The sequence below is a fragment of the Paracoccus aerius genome (assembly GCF_014656455.1).
GTDB classification, from domain to species: domain Bacteria; phylum Pseudomonadota; class Alphaproteobacteria; order Rhodobacterales; family Rhodobacteraceae; genus Paracoccus; species Paracoccus aerius.
The window spans coordinates 17,645-41,175 of the sequence record NZ_BNCL01000014.1; the positions used below are offsets into that span (position 1 = coordinate 17,645).

Genomic DNA, 23,531 nt, shown 5'->3' on the forward strand with positions numbered 1-23,531 from the left:
AGAGCCCCCCGAAGTCATCCCCCGGAGAGCCCTGATTAGTGTGTTGCACCACTTATCTAACAGCTCCCCAGCATCGCGTCAATACCGGCCCACTGGGCTGACCAATACATTGTTGCTTGTTGCGAGTCTGTGACGAGGCAACGGGATGACCTTGCGTGGCTTCCGGCCTTCGCGTGAATTGGACATGAAGCAAGAAATGCAAGTACCCCGGGTGTTGGGCCGCGGGCCAAATGCGCTCGTCCTGCCGGCAGACATGAGCCGGCTGTGGATGGCTCATCGCTGTGTCTCGGATGCCAAAAAGCGCTATGGCCTCAGTAATGGCGCCATCTCGACACTCCGTGCTCTGATCAGCTTCCTTCGAGAGGGCGGCGAGATGATCGTGTATGCTGCCAATGCCACCATCTGCAAACGCGCTGACAACCAGTCTGAACGGAACCTCCGAAGGCACCTTGCCCAACTGGTAGAGGCGGGGCTGATTGTGAGACGGGACAGTCCGAACGGCAAGCGTTACGTGATCCAGCATCCAGATGGACCCGTGGAAGCCTTCGGCTTAGATCTCTCACCCCTTATGCGGCGGTCGAAGGAACTCGGTCAGGCTGCGGCCGAGGTCAACCGCGAGTCTGCTCTGGTGAAGTTCATGCGCAAGCGACTGTCGTCCCTCCTCTACCGTGCAGAGCAGGCCGGCCATGTTGACCTTGTCGACGAGTACCGCCCCGCACGGCGGCGGCGCTTGTCCTCAGAGGCTCTAAGTTCGATCTGTGACAAGCTGCAGGACGTCTTAGATACGGAGCTGGCCCGTTCTGAGTTTGTCAGACCCGACGCATCGGAGGGGATTCCGGCCGCCATTGACGGTCATTATGTCCGCCACAAGATCAATACTGAATATAAAGAAAAAGATCCTGATGCTGTGAGCAACGTCACATCTCAGACGCTCACGGAGGCGGAGCTGCTGCAGAAGATACAGGATAGATGCCCCGAGGCGCTTTCCTTTGCGGTTCGAAGACCATCGAGCTTGTGGGAAATCGAAGAGCATGCGCTCACCCTAGCAGCCTGGTGTGGGATCAGCAGTGAATTACTGAACGCCGCCATAGCCAAAGCAGGACGGTTCAAAGTCTCTGTGGCAGTCTTGGGCCTCTTCGGAAGGAGGAGCAGCATCAGGAACCTGCCAGCTTACTTCAACAGCCTCTTCATCGGCAAACGAGCATCCGGGTTTCAACCATTCACACTTCTTACATAAGAGTCGTTGACCAGAATATGGCCCGCGGACCAAGTCTAAATACCATGAGCATCCGGAGGATCATAAGCCGACCACCATGTCAGGCCGCATCCCTGAGTGGAGTACAACGTGATCTGCCTTAGCGTCCAAGCATTGCAAGTTGTTCAGATGTCACCTGGAATTTCACCACCGGGGAGTGCGCCGCGGTGATGAATTCATCGTTGTGGTACCGCAGGCATGGCATGGGGGTCATACGCAGAACGGCTGGCGATCGGACACAAGATTGTTGCATGAGAAACCGTTTGGAGTTTGAGGCTTTGGACGACCATATCTGATCATCCATGCGTTGAACGCGATGACGATGAGGGACTAGAGGACCTGACGGTGCCAAGAAGAACACCTACGCGTCCGGATGAACGTGGCCGACTAATCTGCGGGCTTGCTCAGGAAGAGGGGCACGGCGCGATTGTACCGATTAGCAGCAAATCGATGTCGCTATAGCCTGTAAGCGTTACTGCAGCCAACTTCATCGTCGGTCCTAGGGGGGCGGTTTAAAATGAGACTGGCGGGCGCACAATTGGTCCATGGACCAACTCTCCGGATCCACTTGTTGATAGTTTTGGCAAAATGAGCAGTCTAGCATCATCTTGGAGCAGCCTTTGTGATCAGAGCTACAAGGGTTGCCAAGCGCTAGCTGACTCCGGGCGCGCGTCGAGTCAATCGCTCAATTCCTTGGCCTAGGCGACGCTCTCTGCTGTGGTCCAAAGACCAGCTTTCCGTAGCGGCGTTCAAATCTCCCATGACTGATAAGTCCTACTTCATGTGAAAGTAATCTATATAATAGAACTTGTAGGTTGTTGCACGTGCCAAAAGCTTCGGATTCCATGGCTCGACGCGGCGCGCTATGGTTCAGTTTCCGGCGACGAGGTTGAACAGCAAACTAGATCCGCCGGATGACCCTACGTAGTCACACTGCTTGCAGTGAGCGAACTAACTGCTCGATCAAAAAACTTCACGCGCAACATGACCGCTGCAATGGGGCGTCGGGATGTCGGGTAATGCTCAAAAATTCGCACAGGTTGTGACTCCATAGGCCTACCACGCGGAGCACCGCCGTCAAATTTTGACGGTTAGTCCTCGCGTATATTAGGAACGAGTATCAAGCGTTAAAAGTGTGCTGTTGGTCCATGGACCAACTTCACCGCGCATTGCCAATATTCTTGGCCTCATGAGCGAAATACGAGTAGGTTTTTATGTGGAAACAGTCGTTTGAAGAGGTTTGTCGATGCGAGCGGGCTCTGGGGCTGCTGCTATCTTGCTGTCCTGTTCACGGCGAGGTCGGCTGCAGGACCGGTCTGAAGAAGAGCGCAGAGAGACATCCTCTCCAAGGCTGCCAGCGGGTTCAAAGCATAACAATGTAATCCGCACTTAGTATAGTGACCGCGGCTACACAGTAAACATGCGTTGTAATCTAAGATAACATTCGGTCGCAGATGGCTTGGGCGGTTTCCGCAACAAGGGCACGGGCCTTCTCTGCGGAGAGGTCTGCCACGTCGAACAGCACAATCATCGCTTCGGCCCCTGTTGCCATGCCAAGCGCTGCGGCGATGGAGCGCGCCTGTTCCGGGCTGATGCCCTTGTCGCCTTCCAGCGCGCGCATGAAGGCCTGGATGCGGCGGGCTCCTCGGCGCGGCATCCTGCCGTCCTGCGATTGCGCGACCGCCTGCAGGTTCAGGCCGAGATAGGTGCGGAACGCTGCCTCGTTCGCCACGGCCAGGTCAAAGAAGTAGAGGCTGATCGCCACCAGCTTGTCACGCAGGGTTGCGGCATCCCTTGTGATCTCCTCATAGGAGGCCGCCTTCAGATGCAGACCCGCTTCGGCCGCAAGCAGCGCGGGATCAGAAAAATAGCGATAGGCGGAAGCCTTCGAGATGCCTGCCTCGCGTGCCGCCGCCGTGACGGTCAGCACCTCGCCGCGCATCAGGATGGTGCGCGCGCCATCCAGCAGGGCCGCGCGTGTTCTGTTCCTTTGATCTTGCCGCTGCGTCATCGTTACCTCGTGAGACAAATGTCTTGCCGGAATCGTTGACCCTCTTATAAGACGGAAGTCTCATGAGTGACAATTATTGCAAGGAACATCGCATGACACAGGCGCGGACGTATGAAGCAATGGGGATCCTGTTCAGGTTCCACGCTTTCCCTGGCGACACGATGGGCAAGTTCTGCTTGGTCGAAGCGGTGGTGCCGCCGGGCCTGGGCGCGCCTCCCAACCACCATGCCGGAGAGACCGGGGCCTTTTACGTGCTGGACGGCGAGATCGCGTTCACCTTGGACGGAGAGACGCGGCATGTTCGGGCGGGGGGCTTTGTCTCGGTTCCCGATGGGGCGGTGCATTCCTTTCAGGCTGCCGGCGAGACGCCCGCGCGCATCCTGATCATCAACGCACCGGGCCACATGCACGAGGCGTTCTTTACCCGTACCGGCAGGCCGGTTGCCGACACGACCACGTCCCCGCAACCTCTGGATGGGCGGCCGGATGTGGCTCGCATCTTCGCTGTCGCGACCGACGTCGGCATGGTTCTTCTGCCGCCAGCGGATGCGGCACACTGAGGGGGCCGGCTGGAGAAGGGCAGCGGGGTGTGGGGCTGGGAAATCCGTCTTTCACAAGACGCGTCGTGATGACTGCCGGATTGGATGGCCGTAAGCTCCACGGAATGCCTTGCTCAGCGCCGAGGCATTGGCATAACCGCAGCGCAGCGCGATCTCGCGAAGGCTCAGGTCGGTGCTGATCGCCAGTTCCTGCGCCCGCGCCAGTCGCAGCATCTGGAAATAGCGTCCCGGCGGCATTCCTGCCTCGGCGCGGAACAATCGTTCAAGATTGCTAAGCGACAGCCCGGATCGCGCAGCGATGCGGGGAAGGGGCAGCGGCGTTTCGATCATCTCGACCATCAGGTCGATCACCTGGTGCAACCGCGCTGATCCCTTGCCGGCCAGCAGGAGCTTTCTGTCGGCACTCGCACCCGCCGTTCTGCCATCCCGCGAATGATCGGCATCGTGCAGGAACATGGATGAGACGATGAAGGCACTGGCCTTGCCAAACAGATCAGCGATCAAGGCCAGGGTCAGGTCCAGGGCCGCGGATGCGCCGCCGCAGGACCAGACCCGGCCCTGCATGACATGGGTGACGGGATCCACCTGCACATCAGGGAAGGCTTCGGCAAACTCCGGTATCAATGACCAGTGGATCGTGGCCCGATGTCCCCCAAGCAGACCTGCCGCAGCCAGCAGCCAGGACCCGGTGTCAGCACCCACGATGAGCCGACTTTGTCGCGCCAGCGTCAGAAGTCTGCGCAAACCGGGACTGCTGGCGTGATCGCGAAAGCCATAGCCCGCCACCACGATCAAGAGATCGAAGGGCCCGCTTGCGCCCTCGTCGGGTGCCACCAGAAGCCCGCTGGAGGAACGGAGCGGACGGTCATCCACGGTCAGAACGTGCCAGCTCACATCCGCCTGCCCTTGGTCGCGAACAGCGCGCCACGGTTCGAGAAGACAGGACAGGACCATGTTCGAGAACCCTTCGAACAGCAGGAAAGCAACGCGCATGGCAGAGTCTGACGCAATCGGACAATCAGGTGAATGAATAGGACAATCTGGCCTCGCGGTGAAGCTCTAGCCTTTGTCCCGCTGAATGTCTGGAGTCTGCGATGCCGCTTGCCATGAACAAGGACGTCTTCATCACCTGCGCGGTCACGGGATCGGGCGCCACCCAGGACCGCTCGCCCCATGTGCCGCGCAGCCCCCGCCAGATTGCCGAAAGCGCCATTGCGGCGGCCAAGGCCGGGGCGGCGGTGGTCCATTGCCATGTGCGCGATCCCGACACAGGCAAGCCGTCGCGCCGGCTTGATCTTTACCGCGAGGTCACGGACCGCATCCGCGATGCCGAGGTGGACGTGGTCCTGAACCTGACTGCCGGCATGGGGGGCGACATCATCTTCGGCAGTACCGAGGCGCCGTTTCCGGTAAACGCGGGAGGCACCGACATGGTCGGCGCGACCGAGCGCATGGCCCATGTCGCGGAATGCCTGCCCGAGATCTGCACCCTGGATTGCGGCACGATGAACTTTGCCGAGGCCGATTATGTCATGACCAACACACCCGGCATGTTGCGGGCCATGGGCGGCATGATGACTGCCTTGGGGGTGAAGCCTGAAATCGAAGCCTTTGACACCGGCCACCTGTGGTTTGCCAAGGAACTGGTCCGCGAAGGCACCTTGGCAAGCCCGGCACTTGTGCAGCTTTGCATGGGGGTGCCCTGGGGCGCGCCGAACGATCTCAACACCTTCATGGCCATGGTGAATGCGGTTCCCGACGACTGGTGCTGGTCGGCCTTTAGCCTGGGACGCGACCAGATGCCCTATGTCGCGGCGGCGATCCTTGCCGGGGGCAACGTCCGCGTCGGGCTGGAAGACAATCTGTGGCTGGGCAAGGGCCAGCTTGCCACCAACGCCCAGCTTGTCGAGCGGGCCGCCACGATCATCGAGAACATGGGCGCGCGCGTCATCGGCGCGCAAGCCGTGCGCGACAAACTGGGGCTGGTCAAGCGCGCGCCGAATGGGATGGTGGCATGAGCAAGGCGGCAATTATTGGCGGCGGTGTCATCGGCGGTGGCTGGGCTGCACGCTTTCTGCTCAATGGCTGGGATGTCGCGGTCTTCGACCCTGACCCCCAGGCCGAACGCAAGATCGGAGAGGTGCTGTCGAATGCCCGCCGGGCCCTTCCCGCGCTCTACGACCGGGCGCTGCCCCCTGAAGGCCGCCTGACTTTTCACGCCGACATGACCGAGGCTGTCGCCGGCGCCGATTGGATCCAGGAGAGCGTTCCCGAGACCCTCGCCCTGAAGCACCGCATCCTGCCCACGATCCAAGCCGCGGCCAGCCCGGATGCGGTCATCGGGTCCTCGACATCGGGGTTCAAGCCGTCGGAACTGAACGGACCCGGCACACGGGCCATCGTCGCCCATCCCTTCAATCCGGTCTATTTGTTGCCGCTGGTGGAGCTGGTGGGTGATCCGGCCACCTGCGCCCGCGCGGCCGAGATCCTGCGCGGCATCGGCATGTATCCCTTGATCGTCCGCAAGGAAATCGACGCTCATATTGCTGACCGCCTGCTGGAAGCCATCTGGCGAGAGGCATTGTGGCTGGTCAAGGACGGCATCGCCACAACCGAGGAGATCGACGAGTCGATCCGCATGGGCTTTGGTATCCGCTGGGCGCAGATGGGCCTGTTCGAGACCTATCGCATCGCCGGCGGCGAGGCGGGGATGGCGCATTTCATGGCGCAGTTCGGTCCTGCCTTGTCATGGCCCTGGACCAGGCTGATGGACGTTCCCGAATTCAACGACGAGCTGGTCGATCTGATTGCAGACCAGTCGGATGCGCAGTCCGGGCACCTGTCCATCCGTGAACTGGAGCGGTTGCGCGACGACAACGTGGTCGGCATGATCCGCGCCCTGAAACGTACCAGCAGCGGCGCAGGCGGTGTGGTATGCGCGCATGAGGAGCGCCTGGCTGCGCCGAGCGAGCGGGACGGCCTTCCGATCACTGCGATGCGCCAGGTTCCGGTCAGTTGGACCGACTACAATAGCCACATGAACGAAACCCATTACCTTGAAGCCGCGTCGCAGGCGACCGACAGGTTCATGGAGATGATTGGTGCGGACGCTGCCTATATTGCCTCGGGCCGCAGCTACTTCACGGTCGAGAACCACATCCGCTACCTGGATGAGGTTCATGCGGGCGACCGGCTGACCATCACCACGCAGGTTCTGGCAGGGCAAGGCAAGCGGCTGCATCTGTTCCACCGCCTGTGGCGTGGCGACGACACGCTGGCCGCCACGGTCGAGACGATGCTGCTGCATACGGACCTGTCCACCCGCCGGACCAGCGAACCGGATGCGGCAGTGTCGGAACGCTTGGCTGGCTGGGTAGCCTCCCATGCAGGACGGGCGGCTGATGGAGCCGGCCGTTTTGTCGGGCAGCCCGCCGGTATGTGAACCTAGCATGGTCGGGTTGCCAAAACGGTTGTCTGCGGAGTGGTGACGGAGTGGATCGTACCGGAACCATCTTCAGGCAGTCCAGCCAGCCCTTGGCGGTCACGATTCTGGTCCTGCCTGACGCCTCGCTGATGAGCATGGCAGCCACGCTTGACCCGATGCGGGCGGCGAACCGGATTTCAGGCCAGCTGCCCTATCGCTGGAAGGTCGTGTCGATGGACGGCCAGCCCGTCAGGACCAGCTGCGGACTTGCCTTGCAGGTGGATGACCGTTTCGATCAGCAGGCCGGCTGCGACATCCTGATCGTCGTCGCGGCTTTCAACGTCACGCGCCATGCGTCGTCGGGCGTGCTGGCCGCCGTGCGGCAGGCGGCGCGGCGCGCCCGCATGGTTGGCGGGGTCGAGGCGGGCAGCTGGGTGCTGGCAATGGCCGGGTTGCTGGACCATCGCAAGGCGACGACCCATTGGGAGGATCTGGAGGATTTCGCGGCCCGGTTCCCGCAGGTCCAGGTAATCCCCGATCGCTGGGTCGTGGACGGCCCCGCCTTCACCACGGGGGGCGCGGCGCCCGCGCTTGACTTCATGCTTGCGCTGATCCGCGCACGGCAAGGCATCAGTGCGGCGCTGAACGTGGCAAGCCTTTATGTCTATGACGAGGTGCACCTGCCCTCAGATGCACAACCACTCGTGTCACTAGGCCGCAGCAGCAGCCTTGACCAGCGTGTCGCGCAATCAATCCGGATCATGGAGCAGCACCTCGACAGCCCCTTGGCGATCCGCGACGTGGCGGCCCAGGTCCAATGCTCGACCCGAACGCTGGAGGTGCTGTTCCGCGATCTCGTCCAGTCCTCGCCTGCGGCCTATTACCTGTCGCTGCGGCTTCAGGCCGCGCGGCGGCTCGTGGCCGACACCGGCCTGCCCATGGCGGACATCGCCGTGCGGACAGGGTTTTCGTCCATTGCCTCGCTATCGCGCGCGTTCCGGCGGCGGTTCGGGCAGTCGCCCTCCGCCGCCCGACGGGGATCAAAGATCTAGTTCGGCCTTGACGGCATCCAGCCCCGGCTGGCCATCAACAGTTGTCACGTTCTGAAGCCAGCCATCCAGCACGGCAGTGTTTTCCTTTATCCAGCGAGTGGCCGCGTCGCGCGGATCCATTCCCTCGTCGAGGATATAGGACATCATCACATCCTCGGCCTCGACGGTGAAGGCCAGGTTCGCCAGGAAGGCACCAAGGTTCGGGCATTCGGCGGACAGTCCCTTGCGGGTGTTCGTCAGGACGGTCGCCGCACCGTCCTTGGGGCCGAACAGGTCGTTGCCATCGGTCAGGTATTCGATGTCATAGCGCACGTTCATCGGATGCGGACGCCAGCCGAAGAATAGGATATCGCTGTCCGATCCGATCGCACGTTCGACCTGCGCCAGCATTCCCTGCTCGCTGGACTCGACCAGCTCGAAATCGCCCAGGTCGAAGCTGTTGTCGCTGATCATCTTCAGGATCGTCGTGTTGGCGCTGCTGCCCGCCTCGATGCCGTAAATCTGGCCACCCAGCTGGTCCTTGAACCTGGCGATGTCGGCATAAGTCTTTAGCCCGGCTTCATAGGTCTTGGTTGGCACGGCGAACCCGATCAGCGCATCTTCCAAATTGGCGCGCACGACCTCGATGTCGCCCGCTTGGACCAGCGGCTTCTGGATCGGCTCCTGCAGGGGCATCCAGTTGCCCAGGAAGATGTCGGTGTCGCCCTGCTTGAGCGATTCAAAGGTCACTGCAACCGACAGGATCTGGACCTCGGGTTCGTATCCCAAGGCTTCCAGCACGATCGCCGTGGCCGAGGTTGTTGCGGTGATGTCGGTCCAGCCCACGTCCGAAAAGCTGGGGGCACGGCATTCGTCCGGTTCAGCGGCATGTGCCGGCGGCAGGATGGCAAAGGATGCGAGAAATGTGGCGGCGATCTTGCGCTTCATGGTTATCCCTCCGTTGCTGGTGCGGTCGAGAACAGAACTGCTTCCCGATTTGGCTGTGCAGAAAGGATAGGCTGTCGGAATATGGGCAGTTAGCAAAATGCGCAGGTTTCTTCTCAAATCGCGCAAGGCAACATCAAAGATGTGCCTTTGTCCAATCCCCTCAGGCGTCCGATTGCAGCCGAGGCTGTCATCTAATCGCATGTTCTGTGGCAAGGTCTTTCTTCGCCGCGGGACATCGTTTGCCGGGAGCAGTGTCATCTCCGCGGTCGGCAAGGGCCGTTGCATGGATCAAACTCCCTGAAAGATTGCTGCCGCTGGTGAGGATACCGGCCGACAGCATGGAGCCGATACTCCGCAAAGATCGACAATATTCAGACACTAGTTGACAACTGTTTAAACTAGAAGGATTGATGCGCTTGCGAGCAATGCTGGAGGAGCAACTCGCAAATGGGGGAATGCCTGACGACCATCGTGGTTGCCGCCTGCTATTTGGTTTGGCGGGCCCGCAGATCGTCATTCGTTCCGCGCAGGAGAGGGCAGGAGCATGCAAAGGTTCATCAACAATCCGGATGATATCGTCGACGAGACAGTTGCCGGGTTCGTCCGTGCACATCGCAACATGGTCCGCCTGTCTCCCGATAACCCCCGCGTCGTCATTTCGACTGCGGCACCGCAGCCGGGGCGGGTAGGCATCGTGACTGGCGGTGGTTCGGGCCACGAGCCTGCCTTCATCGGCTATACGGGCCATAGCCTGGTTGATGCCGTCGCGGTGGGTGAGCTTTTCTCCTCTCCGACAGCAAAGAGCTTTGCCGATGCGATCCGCGCGGCCGACGGCGGCGCGGGTGTCGCGGTGCTGTACGGTAATTATGCCGGGGACAACATGAATGTCCGTATGGCGAAAGAATTGGTGGCGCCGGACGGGATCGAGGTCGCCACGGTTGTGGCCAATGACGATGTCTGCTCGGCCCCCGCGTCCGAACGCGAAAAGCGGCGCGGCGTGGCGGGCGAGATATTCATGTGGAAGATCGGCGGAGCAAGAGCCGCACAGGGTGGGTCACTGTCCGAAGTCGTGGCGGCGGCGCAGAAGGCGGTCGATGCTTGCCGCTCAGTCGGGGTGGGGCTTGCGCCCTGCACGCTTCCGGCGGTCGGCCATGCCAACTTCGCCATCGAGGCGGGCATGATGGAGGTCGGGATCGGCCACCATGGTGAACCGGGCGTACGTGTGGAGCCGCTGAAGACCGCCGATGACGTCGCCGATGACATGCTGCAGATCGTGCTGGATGATCACGACCTGCCAGCGGGGGCCGAAGTGGCTGTCTTGCTGTCCGGCCTCGGTGCAACGCCGGTGAACGAGCTTTATGTCCTTTATGACCGCGTCGAAAGCCAGCTTGATGCCAAAGGGGTTCATGTCCACAAGGCATTCGTCGGCAACTATTTCACTTCGCTGGAAATGGTCGGCGCAACGCTGACCGTGATGGCGCTGGATGCCGAACTCAAGGCGCTTCTCGACCACCCTGCCGAGGCGCCGGGGATGACAACCGGCCATGTCGCGCCCCCAGCGAATGCGGGCGCAGCGCACAGCCGCCATGCAAAGGCCGACCACGGGCAGGAAAGCGTCGCCACGAAGAACGTCGCGATCGCTGGGCCGTCCGTTTCCGTCGCTGGGTCCGGCGCGATCGTGCGCGAACTGGCCGAAGTGATCGTTGCGAACAAGGCGCATCTGTCGGAAATCGACGGGCTGATCGGAGATGGCGACCATGGCATCAACATGGCCAAGGGCTTTGGCCGTGCGGCCCAGAGGATCGCGGAAAGAGACCTTTCGCTGGATCAGACATTGCGGATCCTTTCCGATGTCCTGATGGGTGAGATCGGAGGCTCGATGGGGCCGCTCTATGGCTTCATGTTCGCGGGTATGGCGCAAGAGGTTGCGGGCCGTCCCGCCATTGATGCGGCGGGTTTCTCGGCAATGATGAATGCGGCGCTGGCAGGTGTACGGCGCACCGGGTCAGCACAGGTCGGTGACAAGACCCTGATCGACTGCCTTGTCCCGGCGGTCGCGGCCTTCGATGCCGCCGCGCGTGATGCAGGCTTTGCCGCGGCGTTGGAGGAGATGAGCGAAGCGGCTTTGAAGGGCCGCGACAGCACCGTCGATCTGGTTGCTAAGGTTGGTCGCGCAAGCCGGCTAGGCGAACGCTCGCGCGGGGTGCCCGACGCAGGCGCGACCTCTTGCTGTCTAATCCTGACAACGCTTGCCGCATCGTTCCGGAAGCGACTGGCCTGACATGGACGGCCTGGACGCCCACCAATTGACAGCGTTGTTTCGCCTGATGTCGTTGCGGATCGACGAGGCGCGGCACATGCTCGGACAGCTGGATGGCGCGATCGGGGACGCCGACCATGGCAATTCAATGGCCGAGGGGTTTGCCGCCGTGGTCCGTGCGTCAGTCCAAGCTTCCTCTCGGGGTGCGGGAGCCGGCGACCTCTTTGCCATCGCCGCTGACAGCTTTCTGGAGGCCGTCGGGGCAACCACCGGGCCGCTTTACGCAAGTGCCTTTCTGTCCGCCGGCCAAAGGTATCGCGGCATGCAGAGCCTGCGCGCGGCTGACATACCCGGTCTGATCCCAGCCTTCGCCAGCGGCATTGCGGCGAGGGGCAAGGCAAGCGCGGGCGACAAGACCATGCTGGACGTCTGGGGCCCGGCGGCACGTGCCGTGGTCGATGCACAGGCGGCGGGTTCGGCTCCTTTGGCCGTACTCGATGTCGCTCTGGAGGCTGCGGAAGAGGGTCGCGAGGCCACCCGGGCTATGACTGCTACCGTTGGCCGCGCCTCCCGGCTCGGCCAGCGTAGCCTGGGCCATGTGGATCCGGGCGCCGCATCTGCTGTCATCATCATTGCTGCGCTGCGTGACGGACTTGCTGTGCATCTGGGGCAGGGGGCCGGCTGATGGCTACAAGGGGCGAGTCCGGTGTTCTTGCGGAAATGCCGATGCCGTTCGGTGATGACGCCCTTTTGTGGGCGGCATGGCTGTATTACGAGGACGGGCTGACCCAAGGCGAGATCGCCGGGAAAATGGGCCTGTCGCGTGCGTCGGTGAACGCTTGGCTGGCCGAGGCGCGTAGTCGTGGGATCGTCAACATCCAGATACAGCCCGAGCGCTTTCGGTCGGTTTCGATCGCGCGTGCGCTGAAGGATCAGTTCGGGCTTCAAGACTGTCTGGTAATTCCGTCCGAGGGGGAGGGCGGATCGCTAACCGATCGACTGGGCCGGGCAGCGGCGCAGGTATTGAAGCGGCTGGTCAGGTCGGGCGACACCCTGGCGGTGACATGGGGACGCACCGTGCTTGCGGCGGCTGAGGCGCTTGATCATCGCGGGCTTGCCGACATTCGCGTCGTGCAGGCGACCGGATCGACAACGGCTCGAATCCCCTGGACACCCGAAGCCTGCGCCTCGCGACTGGCATCCGCGCTTGGCGCGCGATGGATTCCGCTTTCTGTCCCCGCGATCGTGTCGTCCCCCAAGATGCGCGACCTGCTGTTGGGCGAACCGGTCCTGTCTGAACAGATCGAGGTGCTGCGCGAGGCGAACCGTATCGTCATGGGTATTTCGTCCATGCGACCGGAAAGCACGATCCACACATCCGGGTTCTTGGACGGGATCGATCGTCACGCCCATTACCAGGACGCGGCAGGCAGTCTAACGGGTCGCTTCATATCTGCGCGCGGCGCAGCGGTTGTCGGGCCGCTGGACCACTGCACCATCGGTCTTGATCTTAGCCAGTTGCTGACAATCCCGCAAAAGATCGCGGTGGCGGGTGGCATCGACAAGGTGGCGGCGATCCTTGCCGCCTTGCGCGGAGGCTATGTTGATGTCCTGGTCACAGATGCCGTGACCGCGCGCGGCGTATTGACGGCAGATGGCTGGCAGGAACAGCCGCGCCGTTTCGAAGCCCTGCCGGAGACTGGCGAAACTCTGCCGCGCAGCACCGGCAAGAAGTTGATGAATGCCGTAAAGGATCTGGTGGACGAATCTTTGGCCGGGGCACTGGTGGCGCACGAGGCGCTGATCGCTCCGGTCCCCGGCACGGGCCGCGCAGTCATGTCCCGTGCAGGCCCGCGTCCCGGCAAGGTCGGCATCGTGATAGGTGGAGGGGCGGGGCATGAGCCAGGCTTCTGGGGGTATGTCGGCAAGGGCCTGGCCGATGCCGCCGTTGTTGGCAATATCTTCGCGGCGCCGCCGCCCGGCCCCATCCTTGCCGCGAGCCGGGCGGTGAATGGTGGCGCAGGGCTGCTCTATATCTACGGCAATTTCTCCGGCGACCTTATGAACTTCAGTATGGCACGCGAGATGGTTGAGGCCGCGGGCATCCCGGTGCGCCAGATCGTGACCAACGACGACATTGCATCGTCGCCGCCCGACAACCGAGGCGCGCGCAGGGGCGTGGCGGGCAACGTGTTCGTCTTTCGCATCGCCGGGGCGGCGGCTGATCTGGGCGCGTCTCTGGACGCCTGCGAAGCCGTCACACGGCGTGCGGCGCAGCGAACCTACACAATGGGCCTGGCGCTGGAACCCGCGCGTCTTCCTGATACGCGGCGCCCCAGTTTCGATCTGGATGCAGACCAGATGGAGATTGGCGTGGGGGTACACGGAGAACCCGGTGTAGAACAAAGGCCGCTGGCTAGTGCGGACGATGCCGCCGATCTGCTGCTGGACCGTATCCTCGCCGAAATGGCGCCCGCGAGGGGCGACCGGGTTGCGGTGCTTGTGAACTCGCTTGGTGGCACGCCTGCGATGGAACTTTATATCCTGACCCGCCGTATCCGCCAGCGTCTCAAGGCGCACGGCATTGGCGTGCATCGCACATTGGTCGGCCCGTTCTATACGTCAATGGACATGCAAGGCGTGTCATTATCGATGATTCATCTGGATGACGAACTTGCCGCCCTTCTGGACCATCCCTGTCAGGCCCCGGCGCTGACGGTCACAGGACAGCCGACATGATGGGCATCGGAACAAAGTACGGCGCATGTCCATCCGGCCTGCTGTTGACTTTTGTCACACATAAGTGTCGAAATACAAAAAGAACGGCGACGGTAGTGGAAGCAGCGTCCCGAAAACCGTTCGAGGGGGAGAGACATGCCGCATATTGCTGATCGCCAGTCGGTGTTTCTGGCGCTGATCAACGTGATCGTGCTTGTCGCCGGCGCCTTGCTGGCAGGATCGAACTTCGTCGACAGCTATAACCTGCAGATCATGGCAGCGCAGGTGCCGGAGCTTGGCTTGCTGGCTCTTGGCGTGACGCTGGCGATGATCTCGGGGAATGGCGGCATCGACCTGTCAGGGATCGCCCTTGCCAATCTTGCGGGGATCACCGCCTTTCTGATCGCGCGCCAGATCCTGGTGCCGGCGGATGCACCGATGACCTTTGCATGGACCTTCGCGGCCCTTGCACTTTGCGTCGGGGTCATCGGCGGACTGCTGAACGGCTTGATGATCGCCTTTGCCGGATTGACGCCGTTGATCGCGACGCTTGGCACGCAGTTGCTGTTCACCGGGATTTCGGTCTGGCTGACGAACGGGTCCTCTGTCAGCCTCGGCTATATCCAGCCGCTGGACGATTTCGGCAACCTGCCTGTGCTGGGTGTGCCGTTGTGCTTTACGCTGTTCCTGCTGGTCGCGGGGCTGGTCGGCTATGTGCTGCGGTGCACGCCTTTCGGGGTCAAGCTGACGCTGCTGGGATCGAACGCGAAGGCAGCGCGCTATGGCGGCATTCCGGCACGTCGGATGATCGTCACCACCTACACGATCGCGGGCATTCTTGCTTCAATTGCAGGGATCGTGATCGCCTCGCGCAATGCCTCGGTCAAGTGGGACTACGGAAGCTCGTATGTCCTGATTGCCATCCTTATTGCAGTGCTGGGTGGCGTGAAGCCCGAGGGCGGTTATGGTCGCGTCCTGTCCGTGCTGCTGGCTGCGACGGCGCTGCAGATCCTGTCGAGCCTGTTCAACTTTCTCGGCATCTCAAACTTCTTCCGCGACCTGGCCTGGGGGGTGCTGCTGCTGGCGCTGCTGGCATCGGCGCGGATCGACCTGTCGCTCTGGCTCAGGCCGGCGCGATGACGGATGTGCCGTCTGTCGCGCAGGGCAGGCAGTGCGGCACCAAGTGACAACGCCCCTGAAAACGGGAGGAGGAACCCGATGAAGATATTTGCAAAACTGGCGGGAAGCGTCGTTCTTGCAGGGTCCATGGCCGCCACGGCAGTCATGGCACAGGACGATCAGTCCATTACCACAGTGGTGAAGATCACAGGCGAGGGCTGGTTCGTGCGCATGGACGAGGGCGTGAAGGCCTTTGATACCGAGCACGACGACGTCACCGCCGTTCAGGTCGGTCCGGCCCAGGCCGATGCCGCTCAGCAGGCCCGGATCATCGAGGATCTGGTGGCCAAGGGCGTGTCGGCGGTCGCGGTCGTGCCGATGGATCCTTCGGCGCTGGAAGGTGTGCTGCGTCGCGCGCAGCAGCGCGGCATCAAGGTCATCGCGCACGAGGGCGACTCCATCGTCAACGCCGATGCTGACATTGAGGCCTTTGACAACGCAGCCTTCGGCCGCAGGATCAACGACGGTCTGGCCGAATGCATGGGCGGCGAGGGCAAGTGGACCAGTTTCGTCGGTTCGCTGGGCAGCCTAACGCACAACATCTGGGCTGATGCCGGGGCCGAAAGCGCAGCCGCCAATCATCCGGGGATGGAACTGGTGGCCGCGAAGAACGAGTCCTTCAACGACGCCAACAAGGCCTATGAGAAAGCCAAGGAAATCCTGCGCGCACATCCCGACATCAAGGGGTTCCAAGGCTCCTCCGCCATCGACGTGATCGGCATCGGTCGCGCGGTCGAGGAAGCCGGCCTTGTCGGCAAGGTCTGCGTCTTCGGCCTTGGCCTGCCCAAGGACACCGGCCCCTACCTGGAATCGGGCGCGGTCAACCGGATTTACTTCTGGGATCCGAAGGATGCGGGCTATGTGATGAACGTCGTGTCGAAAAAGATCCTCGACGGCGAGGAAATCACCGATGGCATGGACCTCGGGGTGCCCGGCTACAACAGCGTCAAGGTCAGCCAGGGACCCGGCAAGGGGATCATCATCCAAGGCGAGGCCTGGGTCGATGTCGGCAAGGACGAATACAAGAACTATCCGTTCTGAGCCCCTGCTGTCTTGACACATCAAAGCAAGGGCGGGCCCCACAGCCTGCCTTTGCCGCCACCGAAGCTACAGGATTCGCATGATGCAGTTTCAGCCTGACGCGGCGGGCACCTGGTCCATGTCTGCGCCCTTTCTTGAGGTCCGCAATGTCCGCAAGTCCTTTGGCGGCGTGCAGGCCCTGAAGGATGTCAGCCTGACCCTGCAGGCGGGTCAGATCTATCACCTGATGGGCGAGAACGGTTGCGGGAAGTCCACCCTGATCAAGATCATCTCGGGGGCGCAGCCCGCGACCTCCGGCCAGATCCTGATCGATGGCGCGCCGACCGGTCCGCTGGCGGGCGATCTTGGTGCGATCGGCGCGCTGGAGGCAGGGATCGAGACGGTTTACCAGGACTTGTCGCTGCTGCCGAACCTGTCCGTCGCAGAAAATGTCGCGCTGACCGGACAGTTGGTCGAGGCTGGCGGCAAGCTGGCGCGGCCTCTGCGCCGGGCTGCGCTGCATGACACGGCCGCGAGGGCACTGGCGCAGGTTCACCTGCCGACCAGCCGTGCCTTTCTGGGGCGCCGCACCGATACGCTGCCGCTTGCCACACGCCAGTTGGTTGCCATCGCTCGTGCCATCGCAGCCGAGGCGCGGCTGGTCATCATGGACGAACCGACGACGTCATTGACCCGGCAAGAGGTCGAGAACCTGCTTGCGGTCGTGCGCCGCCTTCTGGATCAGGGCGTCACTGTCCTGTTCGTCACCCACAAGCTGGACGAAGTGAAGTCACTGGGCGGCCATGCCATCATCATGCGGGACGGCCAGAAGGTGGCCGAGCGCGAAGTCGCGACGACCCCGAAATCCGAGATCAGCCAGCTGATGACCGGGCGCGAGATCTCCGAGGCGCGCTATCGCACCGAGCCGAAGATCGGCGATGTGATGCTGGACATCCAGAACCTGACGCAGCCCGCGTCGTTTCATGACCTTTCCCTGACGCTGCGCAAGGGGGAAATCCTGGGCGTTACCGGCCTGCTGGATTCGGGTCGCAACGAACTGGCTTTGGCCCTGTCGGGCGTGGTCCCGGCGCATTCGGGCACCATGCAGCTTGAAGGCCGCATCATCGATCTGAAATCGCCAGCGGACGCGATCCGCGAGGGGATCGGCTATGTCCCCGAGGATCGCCTGACGGAAGGGCTGTTTCTGGAAAAGACAATCCAGGACAATGTCACGCTTCCTGTTCTGGACCGGCTGAGGAACGCATTTGGCATGATCAGCGGCAGGCGTGCGCGGGCCCTTGCGCGCGAACAGATCGCCGATCTGCAGGTCGTTGCACCGAATGTCCAGGCGCCCGTGCAGTCGCTGTCGGGTGGCAACCAGCAGCGGGTGTTGATCGGACGCTGGCTGACGATCAACCCTCGTCTGCTGATCCTGCACGGGCCCACTGTCGGCGTTGATGTTGGCTCGAAGGACACGATCTTCCGCATCATTCAGAGGCTTGCCGACGAGGGGATGGGGGTCATCATCATCTCGGACGATCTGCCCGAGCTTTTGCAGAATTGCGACCGGATCCTTGTCATGCGTCAGGGCGCCATCATCGCCACCCATGACGCCGCCACCGTATCCGAGGACGAGATCTACCAGACCATGGCGGGCGGCGCGGCCGTGCCAGCCACAGGCAAGGATGCAACCCCATGACCGAGACAACGATTGCACCGGAGGCCCGTGGCCCGGCAGGCCGGATTTGGGACCTGATGGGGCAGCGCCCCGAACTGTTCACGCTGGCGCTGATTGTCGTTACCGCAATTGCGGTTGCGATCGCAAATCCCGAATTTGTCGCGATGAACAACCTGTTCGACATCCTGAGGGCATCGGTTGTGCGAGGGATCTTCGCGATGGGCGTGCTGGTCGTGCTGGCTGCGGGGGGCATCGACGTGTCCTTCACCGCCATCGCGGCCTTCGTCATGTATGTGCTGACGATGCTTGTTCACAATGTGCTTCCCGGCATGCCCTTGTGGATCATCATGCCGCTTGCGGCGGCAGGTGGTGCGGCATTCGGGGTGCTGAACGGTCTCCTGATCCATGCCCTGCGTGCGCCCTCGCTGATCGTGACTATCGGTACGCAATACATCATCCGGTCGTTCCTGCTGACCTTCGTGGGCACCGCGCTGTTCATGAACCTGCCAGCCTCCATGGAGGCATTCGGCAAGGCATCGCTGTTCAGTTGGCAGGGCACGAACGGGGTTGTGTCCGCTCTTCCCGCGACGGTGCTTGTGCTGGTTGTCGTGGCCCTTGCCACATGGTTCATCCTGGAACGCACACTGCTTGGCCGGGCCATCTTCGCATCGGGCGGCAATCCAGGCATCGCCGAAAGGCTGGGCTTCAATCTGTTCCAGATCCGGCTCTTCGTCTTTGGCTGGGCCGGATTGCTGGCGGGGATCGCGGGCATCGTGCATGTCGCCTCGAACCGGCTTGCCAATCCCTTCGACCTTGCCGGGATGGAGCTGGAGATCATCGCGGCAGTCGTCCTTGGTGGCGCGCGCATCACGGGCGGATCGGGTACGGTCCTCGGCACGCTTCTGGGGGTGCTGCTGATCACGCTGGTCAGCAACGTGCTGGTCTTCGTCGGTATCCCCAGCACCCTGCAGCGGGCAATCGTCGGCATCTTCATCCTGATCGCCGGAACCATCTTCGCGCTACGCCAGCGCGCCTGACACATCCTTGGGAGAGGACAGCATGACCCACGACGTTTCCGTCATCGGTCTTTATATTCTTGACGTATTGGGCCGTCCTGTCGACGCGATCCCGCAAGGCGGCAATGTCGACTTCATCGATGAAATCCGACTGACTGTTGCGGGTACTGCGGGTGGCACGGTGGTGGACCTAGCCAAGCTGGGCCTGAACTGCCTTGCCGTCGGCGCCGTGGGCGACGATGAGAAGGCGGATTTTGTTCTCGCAACGCTGCAGCGGTTCGGCGTAGACACGGCACAGATGCAGCGGCTGGCGGGCGTGCCCACCTCGGCCACGATCCTGAATGTCCGTCGCAACGGAGACCGGCCTGCGCTGCATCAACGCGGCGCGTCAGACCACTTTGATGTTCTGCCCGAGACGTTGGACACCGTGCTTGCCCCCGCCATTATCCACTTGGGCGGCACCGGCTTGCTGGCAAAGCTGGACGGCGCCCCAAGCGCCCGGTTGCTGGCCGAGGCCAAGCGCCGGGGTCGCACGACCACCTTCGACCTGCTGGGTGCGAACGAAGGCACGATCGACCTGCTGTCACCGTTGTTTGCGCATATCGACTATTTCATGCCCTCCATAGACGAGGCGATGGTGATCTCGAAGACTGGCAGCGTTGAGGAAGCGGGGCGTTTCTTCCTGGATCGCGGGGTTCGGCAATGCGTCTTCACGCTAGGAGGAGACGGGGTCTGCTTCATGGATCGCAACGGCGAAACGGTCAGGCAGCCGGCATTTCAGATCGACGTCGTGGACACGACCGGTTGCGGGGATGCTTTCGATGCAGGGTTCATTACCGCACTGCATCACCGGATGGACCTGAAAACCGCGCTGAATTTCGCCCAGGCGGCCGCCGCGTTGGTGGCGACGGGCCTTGGCTCCGATGCGGGGATCCGCTCATTCCAGGACACGATTAATTTCATGAACACCGCCAAGGTCAAGGCCTAGCGGACGGGATCAATCCAGCAGCGCCGTCGCCGTGTCCATGTCGGTGACCAGATGGGTCGCATAGCCGCCCTTCAGTGCGGCGCGCAAAGCAGCGACCTTGGTCGGGCCGCCCGCAACGCAAAGGCGGCGCGGAATGGCGCGAAGTTCGTCCAGTTCGATTCCCATCATCTGCCAGTCCAGATCGCGCCGAACCTGTTCCCCCTCGGCGTTCAGGAAGCGGCAGATCAGGACAGCCTCGGCGCCGTCGTCGACATAGGCATCAATTTCCGCCTGGCTGGCGATGTTCGCAACCCGCATGGTGCTTTCCGGACCGAGGCCGCCGAGCCCGAAGACGATCGTCTGCGCATTGCGGATCAGGTCGAACTGGTGTTGCAGCGCCGGTTCGCGCTTCAGCGCCGCGCAGAGTGCGGCAGAGGAAAGAACCGCAGGCGCATGCAGGTTCATGCTGACCGCACCAAGGTTGCGCGCCATGATCGCGCTGCACAATTCAGCCGAAAATTCGGGCTTGCCCATAGCGGCGCCGGTGACCTGAACCACTGTAACGTCGTCCACCCGATGCGTGATGGCGTCGGCTACCGCCAGAACGGTCTTGCCCCAGGATACGCACAGCGTTTCGCCGGGGTTCACCAAGCGCTCAAGCTGGCGTGCGCCAGCCGCGCCCAGTGCCGTCAGGTGTTGCGTCGCGTCGGCATTCGGCGGCAGTGGCACAACCAGAGCCTCGGCCAAACCAAACTTCGTGGCGAGAGCGCGCGACAGGCTGGATCTGGCGACCACACCCGCATCCATCGTGATCAGCACCGCACCGCGTTCACGCGCTTCTTGCAGGTAGTTCACAACGCTCGCCCGCGAAACGCCAAGCATCGCGGCGATCTCGCTCTGGTTCAGCCGGTCCTCGTAATACAGCCAGGCGGCCCAAACCACGATGTCGTCAAACTCAGCCGGTACCTCGGCGCGACTCTTCTGGGGCTGAGCAGTTGATGGCATGGGTATCGGCCTCGCTGATAATGCTCTGCGTGATGTCGTGCTCATTGTCATGGACAGAAGTGACATCCAAGTCTCGCGAACAAGACCGATTGACTAATGACACATGTGCGTGTCATTTGACAACAACTTGAAGTTCCGGGAGGAGAGATCGGATGCAATCCCTTTGGTCAGACGCCGAGTACGAACGCACTGTAGAGGCGTATGTAGACGCGGGGGTAAACCGGGACGTTGCAATCCGTACCTGGACCACGCGCTTGCTGGGCCGGGTGCCGCAACTGGTGCTGCATGGGGGCGGCAATACCTCGGTCAAGACTACGCTGAATGACCATGACGGCACGTCGGTCGAGGTTCTGTGCGTCAAGGGATCCGGCTGGGATATGGGCCAGATCGAACCCGCTGGCCTGCCCGCCCTGCGCCTCGAGCCTCTGAGGGCCATGGTGAACTATGAAACCCTGTCCGATGATGACATGGTCATGCTCCAGCGCCGTCTGCTCCTCGACCCGGCCTCACCCAATCCCTCGGTCGAGGCAATCCTGCACGCCATCCTCCCCTTCCGCCATGTCGATCACACGCATGCGAACGCCGTGGTGGCGCTGACCAATCAGCCGCGCGGCGAGACTATCGTCCGCGAGTTGTTCCCGGAGTTCATCATCGTTCCCTATGTCATGCCGGGCTTCGATCTGTCGAAGGCGTGCCTGCGCGCCTATCAGGCGCGGCCCGATGCGCCGGGCATGATCCTGCTGAAGCACGGCATCTTTACTTGGTCGGACGATCCACGCACCTCCTACGAGGCGATGATCGAGGCCATCACCCGCGCCGAAAACCGCATCGCGCAGGGAAACCCGAAGCCGTTCGGCACGGCGACACCGCCGGATGGTCTTGCCACCGCAGCGCAGGTCGCGCCGATACTTCGCGGCGCCATCGCCCGGCCCGGCCGGGATGAAGGCAAGCCGCAGCGCCTTGTCCTCGAACACCGCACCGGCGGTGACATCCTCGATTTCTGCGCCGCACCCAATGTCGAAGACCTGGTCCGGCGCGGCAATGCGACGCCCGAGCATGTAATCCATATCAAGCGCTGTGGAGTGGCGCTGCCGGTGCCGAAGGCCGGCGATCTGGACGGCTGGGCCGCACTGGTGCGCGACAAGGTTTCCGCCTACGTCGCCGACTACGAGGCTTATTTCCAACGTAACAACGAACGCGTCGGTGGCGGCAAGACCATGCTGGACCCGATGCCACGCGTTTTCTACGTCGAAGGAGTTGGCGTCTTTGCGGCAGGACCTACTCGCAAGGCTTCGCTGGTCGCTGCGGATGTTGCAGAGGCGACGATCGAGGTCATTCGGGGCGCCGAAGGCATCGACCGCTTCGAAGCGCTGTCGGAGGAAGACCTGTTTGATATCGAATACTGGTCGCTGGAGCAGGCCAAGCTGAAGAAGGCCGCCGAAAAGCCGCTGACCCGGCAGGTCGCGGTCGTCACAGGCGGGGCAGGGGGTCTCGGGCTGGCGATTGCGCAAGCCCTGCATGCCGACGGTGCCGAGGTGGCGCTGATCGACATTGACGGTGATGCTGCCGTGGATCAGGCCAGCCGGCTCGGCGGCATTGGCATCGGCTGCGACCTCACAGATGCGGTGGCGGTGGACCGCGCGCTTGACCAAGTCGCGGCGACATTCGGTGGCATCGACATCCTGGTTTCGAACGCGGGTGCGGCATGGCAGGGGGCGCTGTTGGAGGTCTCGGAGAAGGACTTCCGCGCGGCATTCGAGTTGAACTTCTGGGCGCACCATCATGTCGCCCGCGCGGCGGTGCGGGTGATGAAGGCTCAGGGAACTGGTGGCGCGCTGCTGTTCAATGTTTCAAAGCAGGCAGTAAACCCTGGCCCGGACTTCGGCCCCTATGGCACGTCGAAGGCGGCATTGATGGCCCTGATGCGGCAATATGCTGTGGAGCATGCAGCGGACAGCATCACCTCGAACGCCGTCAACCCCGACCGGATCCGCACTGGGTTGATGACAGACCAAATGGTCGAGGAACGCGCCCGCGCCCGTGGCGTCTCGCCTGAAGTCTATATGCGCGGCAATCTGCTGCATCGTGAGGTCACCGCCGACGATGTGGCGCAGGCGGCGCTGGCGCTGATCAAGTCTCGCGCATCGACCGGTGCGGTTCTGACCGTCGACGGTGGCAACACTGCCGCAATGCTGCGATAAGGCGGGTGTTGCTAGGCTCCAGATGGGGTATTCGGAACATTGCAGGTTCTTCTCTGGTCATTCCATAAAACCCGTTAAGTTCACGGATGCAGATGGCGGCTGCAAGATTGACTGGATATTCAGGGATAGGAACTGACGGAAGGTTCGAGCTCGAAGCAACCTATCAAGAGCCTGCCGCCTTCGCGCATAGTGCGTATCTCTGCACATCCAGCCAAAAGCGCCGCTGCCATATCGGGCAGGGCAGCCTCTGGCAAAAAA

At 62.3% G+C, this 23,531-nt stretch carries 18 protein-coding genes; 14 read left to right on the forward strand and 4 right to left on the reverse strand.

Annotation, left to right across the window (positions count from 1 at the left end; genetic code table 11):
- The first annotated feature begins 184 nt into the window (after nt 1-184).
- Entirely contained in the window at nt 185-1,237 is a 1,053-nt protein-coding gene (gene repC, locus IE224_RS15020; protein WP_191311514.1) for a plasmid replication protein RepC, read from the forward strand.
- 1,450 nt (nt 1,238-2,687) lie between these two features.
- Here the strand turns inward: repC and IE224_RS15025 are convergent.
- Complete coding sequence (locus tag IE224_RS15025) at nt 2,688-3,266, reverse strand: TetR/AcrR family transcriptional regulator (RefSeq protein ID WP_191311516.1); 579 nt, start codon at nt 3,264-3,266, stop codon at nt 2,688-2,690.
- 62 nt (nt 3,267-3,328) lie between these two features.
- On the opposite strand from IE224_RS15025, the gene IE224_RS15030 reads away from it, so the two are divergent.
- Nucleotides 3,329-3,826: a cupin domain-containing protein gene (locus IE224_RS15030; RefSeq protein ID WP_191311517.1), complete on the forward strand. Its 498-nt coding sequence runs from the start codon at nt 3,329-3,331 to the stop codon at nt 3,824-3,826.
- A gap of 51 nt (nt 3,827-3,877) precedes the next feature.
- On the opposite strand, the gene IE224_RS15035 is transcribed toward IE224_RS15030, so the two are convergent.
- Complete coding sequence (locus IE224_RS15035) at nt 3,878-4,819, reverse strand: GlxA family transcriptional regulator (RefSeq protein ID WP_191311520.1); 942 nt, start codon at nt 4,817-4,819, stop codon at nt 3,878-3,880.
- Between the two features lie 101 nt (nt 4,820-4,920).
- On the opposite strand from IE224_RS15035, the gene bcoG reads away from it, so the two are divergent.
- From bcoG to IE224_RS15050, 3 genes are read left to right on the forward strand one after another with little or no spacing between them, the layout of a single operon-like run.
- Entirely contained in the window at nt 4,921-5,844 is a 924-nt protein-coding gene (gene bcoG, locus IE224_RS15040) for a 3-dehydrocarnitine:acetyl-CoA trimethylamine transferase BcoG (protein WP_191311522.1), read from the forward strand.
- Nucleotides 5,841-7,268 (forward strand): carnitine 3-dehydrogenase, encoded by a 1,428-nt coding sequence (locus tag IE224_RS15045; protein WP_191311524.1) that lies wholly within the window; start codon nt 5,841-5,843, stop codon nt 7,266-7,268. The genes bcoG and IE224_RS15045 overlap by 4 nt, the downstream gene beginning before the upstream one ends.
- Nucleotides 7,269-7,318: 50 nt before the next feature.
- Nucleotides 7,319-8,302 (forward strand): GlxA family transcriptional regulator, encoded by a 984-nt coding sequence (locus tag IE224_RS15050; protein WP_229849401.1) that lies wholly within the window; start codon nt 7,319-7,321, stop codon nt 8,300-8,302.
- Here the strand turns inward: IE224_RS15050 and choX are convergent.
- Entirely contained in the window at nt 8,291-9,229 is a 939-nt protein-coding gene (gene choX / locus IE224_RS15055) for a choline ABC transporter substrate-binding protein (protein WP_191311526.1), read from the reverse strand. The two genes, IE224_RS15050 and choX, sit on opposite strands and share 12 nt — an antisense overlap.
- 544 nt (nt 9,230-9,773) lie before the next feature.
- On the opposite strand from choX, the gene dhaL (IE224_RS15060) reads away from it, so the two are divergent.
- The 8 genes from dhaL (IE224_RS15060) to IE224_RS15095 all read left to right on the forward strand — a co-directional run bounded on the left by dhaL (IE224_RS15060) (nt 9,774) and on the right by IE224_RS15095 (nt 20,088).
- The gene (gene dhaL, locus IE224_RS15060; RefSeq protein WP_191311528.1) at nt 9,774-11,510 is read left to right on the forward strand and encodes a dihydroxyacetone kinase subunit DhaL; all 1,737 of its coding nucleotides are present in this window, start codon (nt 9,774-9,776) and stop codon (nt 11,508-11,510) included.
- Nucleotide 11,511: 1 nt separating this feature from the next.
- Nucleotides 11,512-12,174 (forward strand): dihydroxyacetone kinase subunit DhaL, encoded by a 663-nt coding sequence (gene dhaL / locus IE224_RS15065; protein WP_191311530.1) that lies wholly within the window; start codon nt 11,512-11,514, stop codon nt 12,172-12,174.
- 41 nt (nt 12,175-12,215) lie between these two features.
- Nucleotides 12,216-14,228 carry a bifunctional sugar-binding transcriptional regulator/dihydroxyacetone kinase subunit DhaK gene (locus tag IE224_RS15070; protein ID WP_229849402.1) on the forward strand — a complete coding sequence of 671 codons (2,013 nt, stop codon included), beginning with the start codon at nt 12,216-12,218 and terminating at the stop codon, nt 14,226-14,228.
- A gap of 135 nt (nt 14,229-14,363) precedes the next feature.
- Entirely contained in the window at nt 14,364-15,347 is a 984-nt protein-coding gene (locus IE224_RS15075) for an ABC transporter permease (RefSeq protein WP_191311532.1), read from the forward strand.
- A gap of 78 nt (nt 15,348-15,425) precedes the next feature.
- Complete coding sequence (locus IE224_RS15080) at nt 15,426-16,427, forward strand: substrate-binding domain-containing protein (protein WP_191311534.1); 1,002 nt, start codon at nt 15,426-15,428, stop codon at nt 16,425-16,427.
- Between the two features lie 79 nt (nt 16,428-16,506).
- Nucleotides 16,507-18,105, forward strand: coding sequence for a sugar ABC transporter ATP-binding protein (locus IE224_RS15085; RefSeq protein WP_191311536.1), 1,599 nt, complete (start codon nt 16,507-16,509; stop codon nt 18,103-18,105).
- Nucleotides 18,102-19,121, forward strand: coding sequence for an ABC transporter permease (locus tag IE224_RS15090; RefSeq protein WP_191311538.1), 1,020 nt, complete (start codon nt 18,102-18,104; stop codon nt 19,119-19,121). Before IE224_RS15085 ends, IE224_RS15090 begins: the two co-directional genes overlap by 4 nt.
- 22 nt (nt 19,122-19,143) lie before the next feature.
- Nucleotides 19,144-20,088: a carbohydrate kinase family protein gene (locus tag IE224_RS15095; protein ID WP_191311541.1), complete on the forward strand. Its 945-nt coding sequence runs from the start codon at nt 19,144-19,146 to the stop codon at nt 20,086-20,088.
- A 9-nt stretch (nt 20,089-20,097) separates the two neighbouring features.
- On the opposite strand, the gene IE224_RS15100 is transcribed toward IE224_RS15095, so the two are convergent.
- Nucleotides 20,098-21,138, reverse strand: a complete 1,041-nt coding sequence (locus IE224_RS15100) for a sugar-binding transcriptional regulator (protein WP_229849403.1) — start codon at nt 21,136-21,138, stop codon at nt 20,098-20,100.
- Nucleotides 21,139-21,224: 86 nt separating this feature from the next.
- On the opposite strand from IE224_RS15100, the gene IE224_RS15105 reads away from it, so the two are divergent.
- A complete protein-coding gene (locus IE224_RS15105) occupies nt 21,225-23,273 on the forward strand; it encodes a bifunctional aldolase/short-chain dehydrogenase (RefSeq protein WP_191311543.1) in 2,049 nt (682 codons plus the stop codon).
- Nucleotides 23,274-23,531 lie beyond the last annotated feature (258 nt).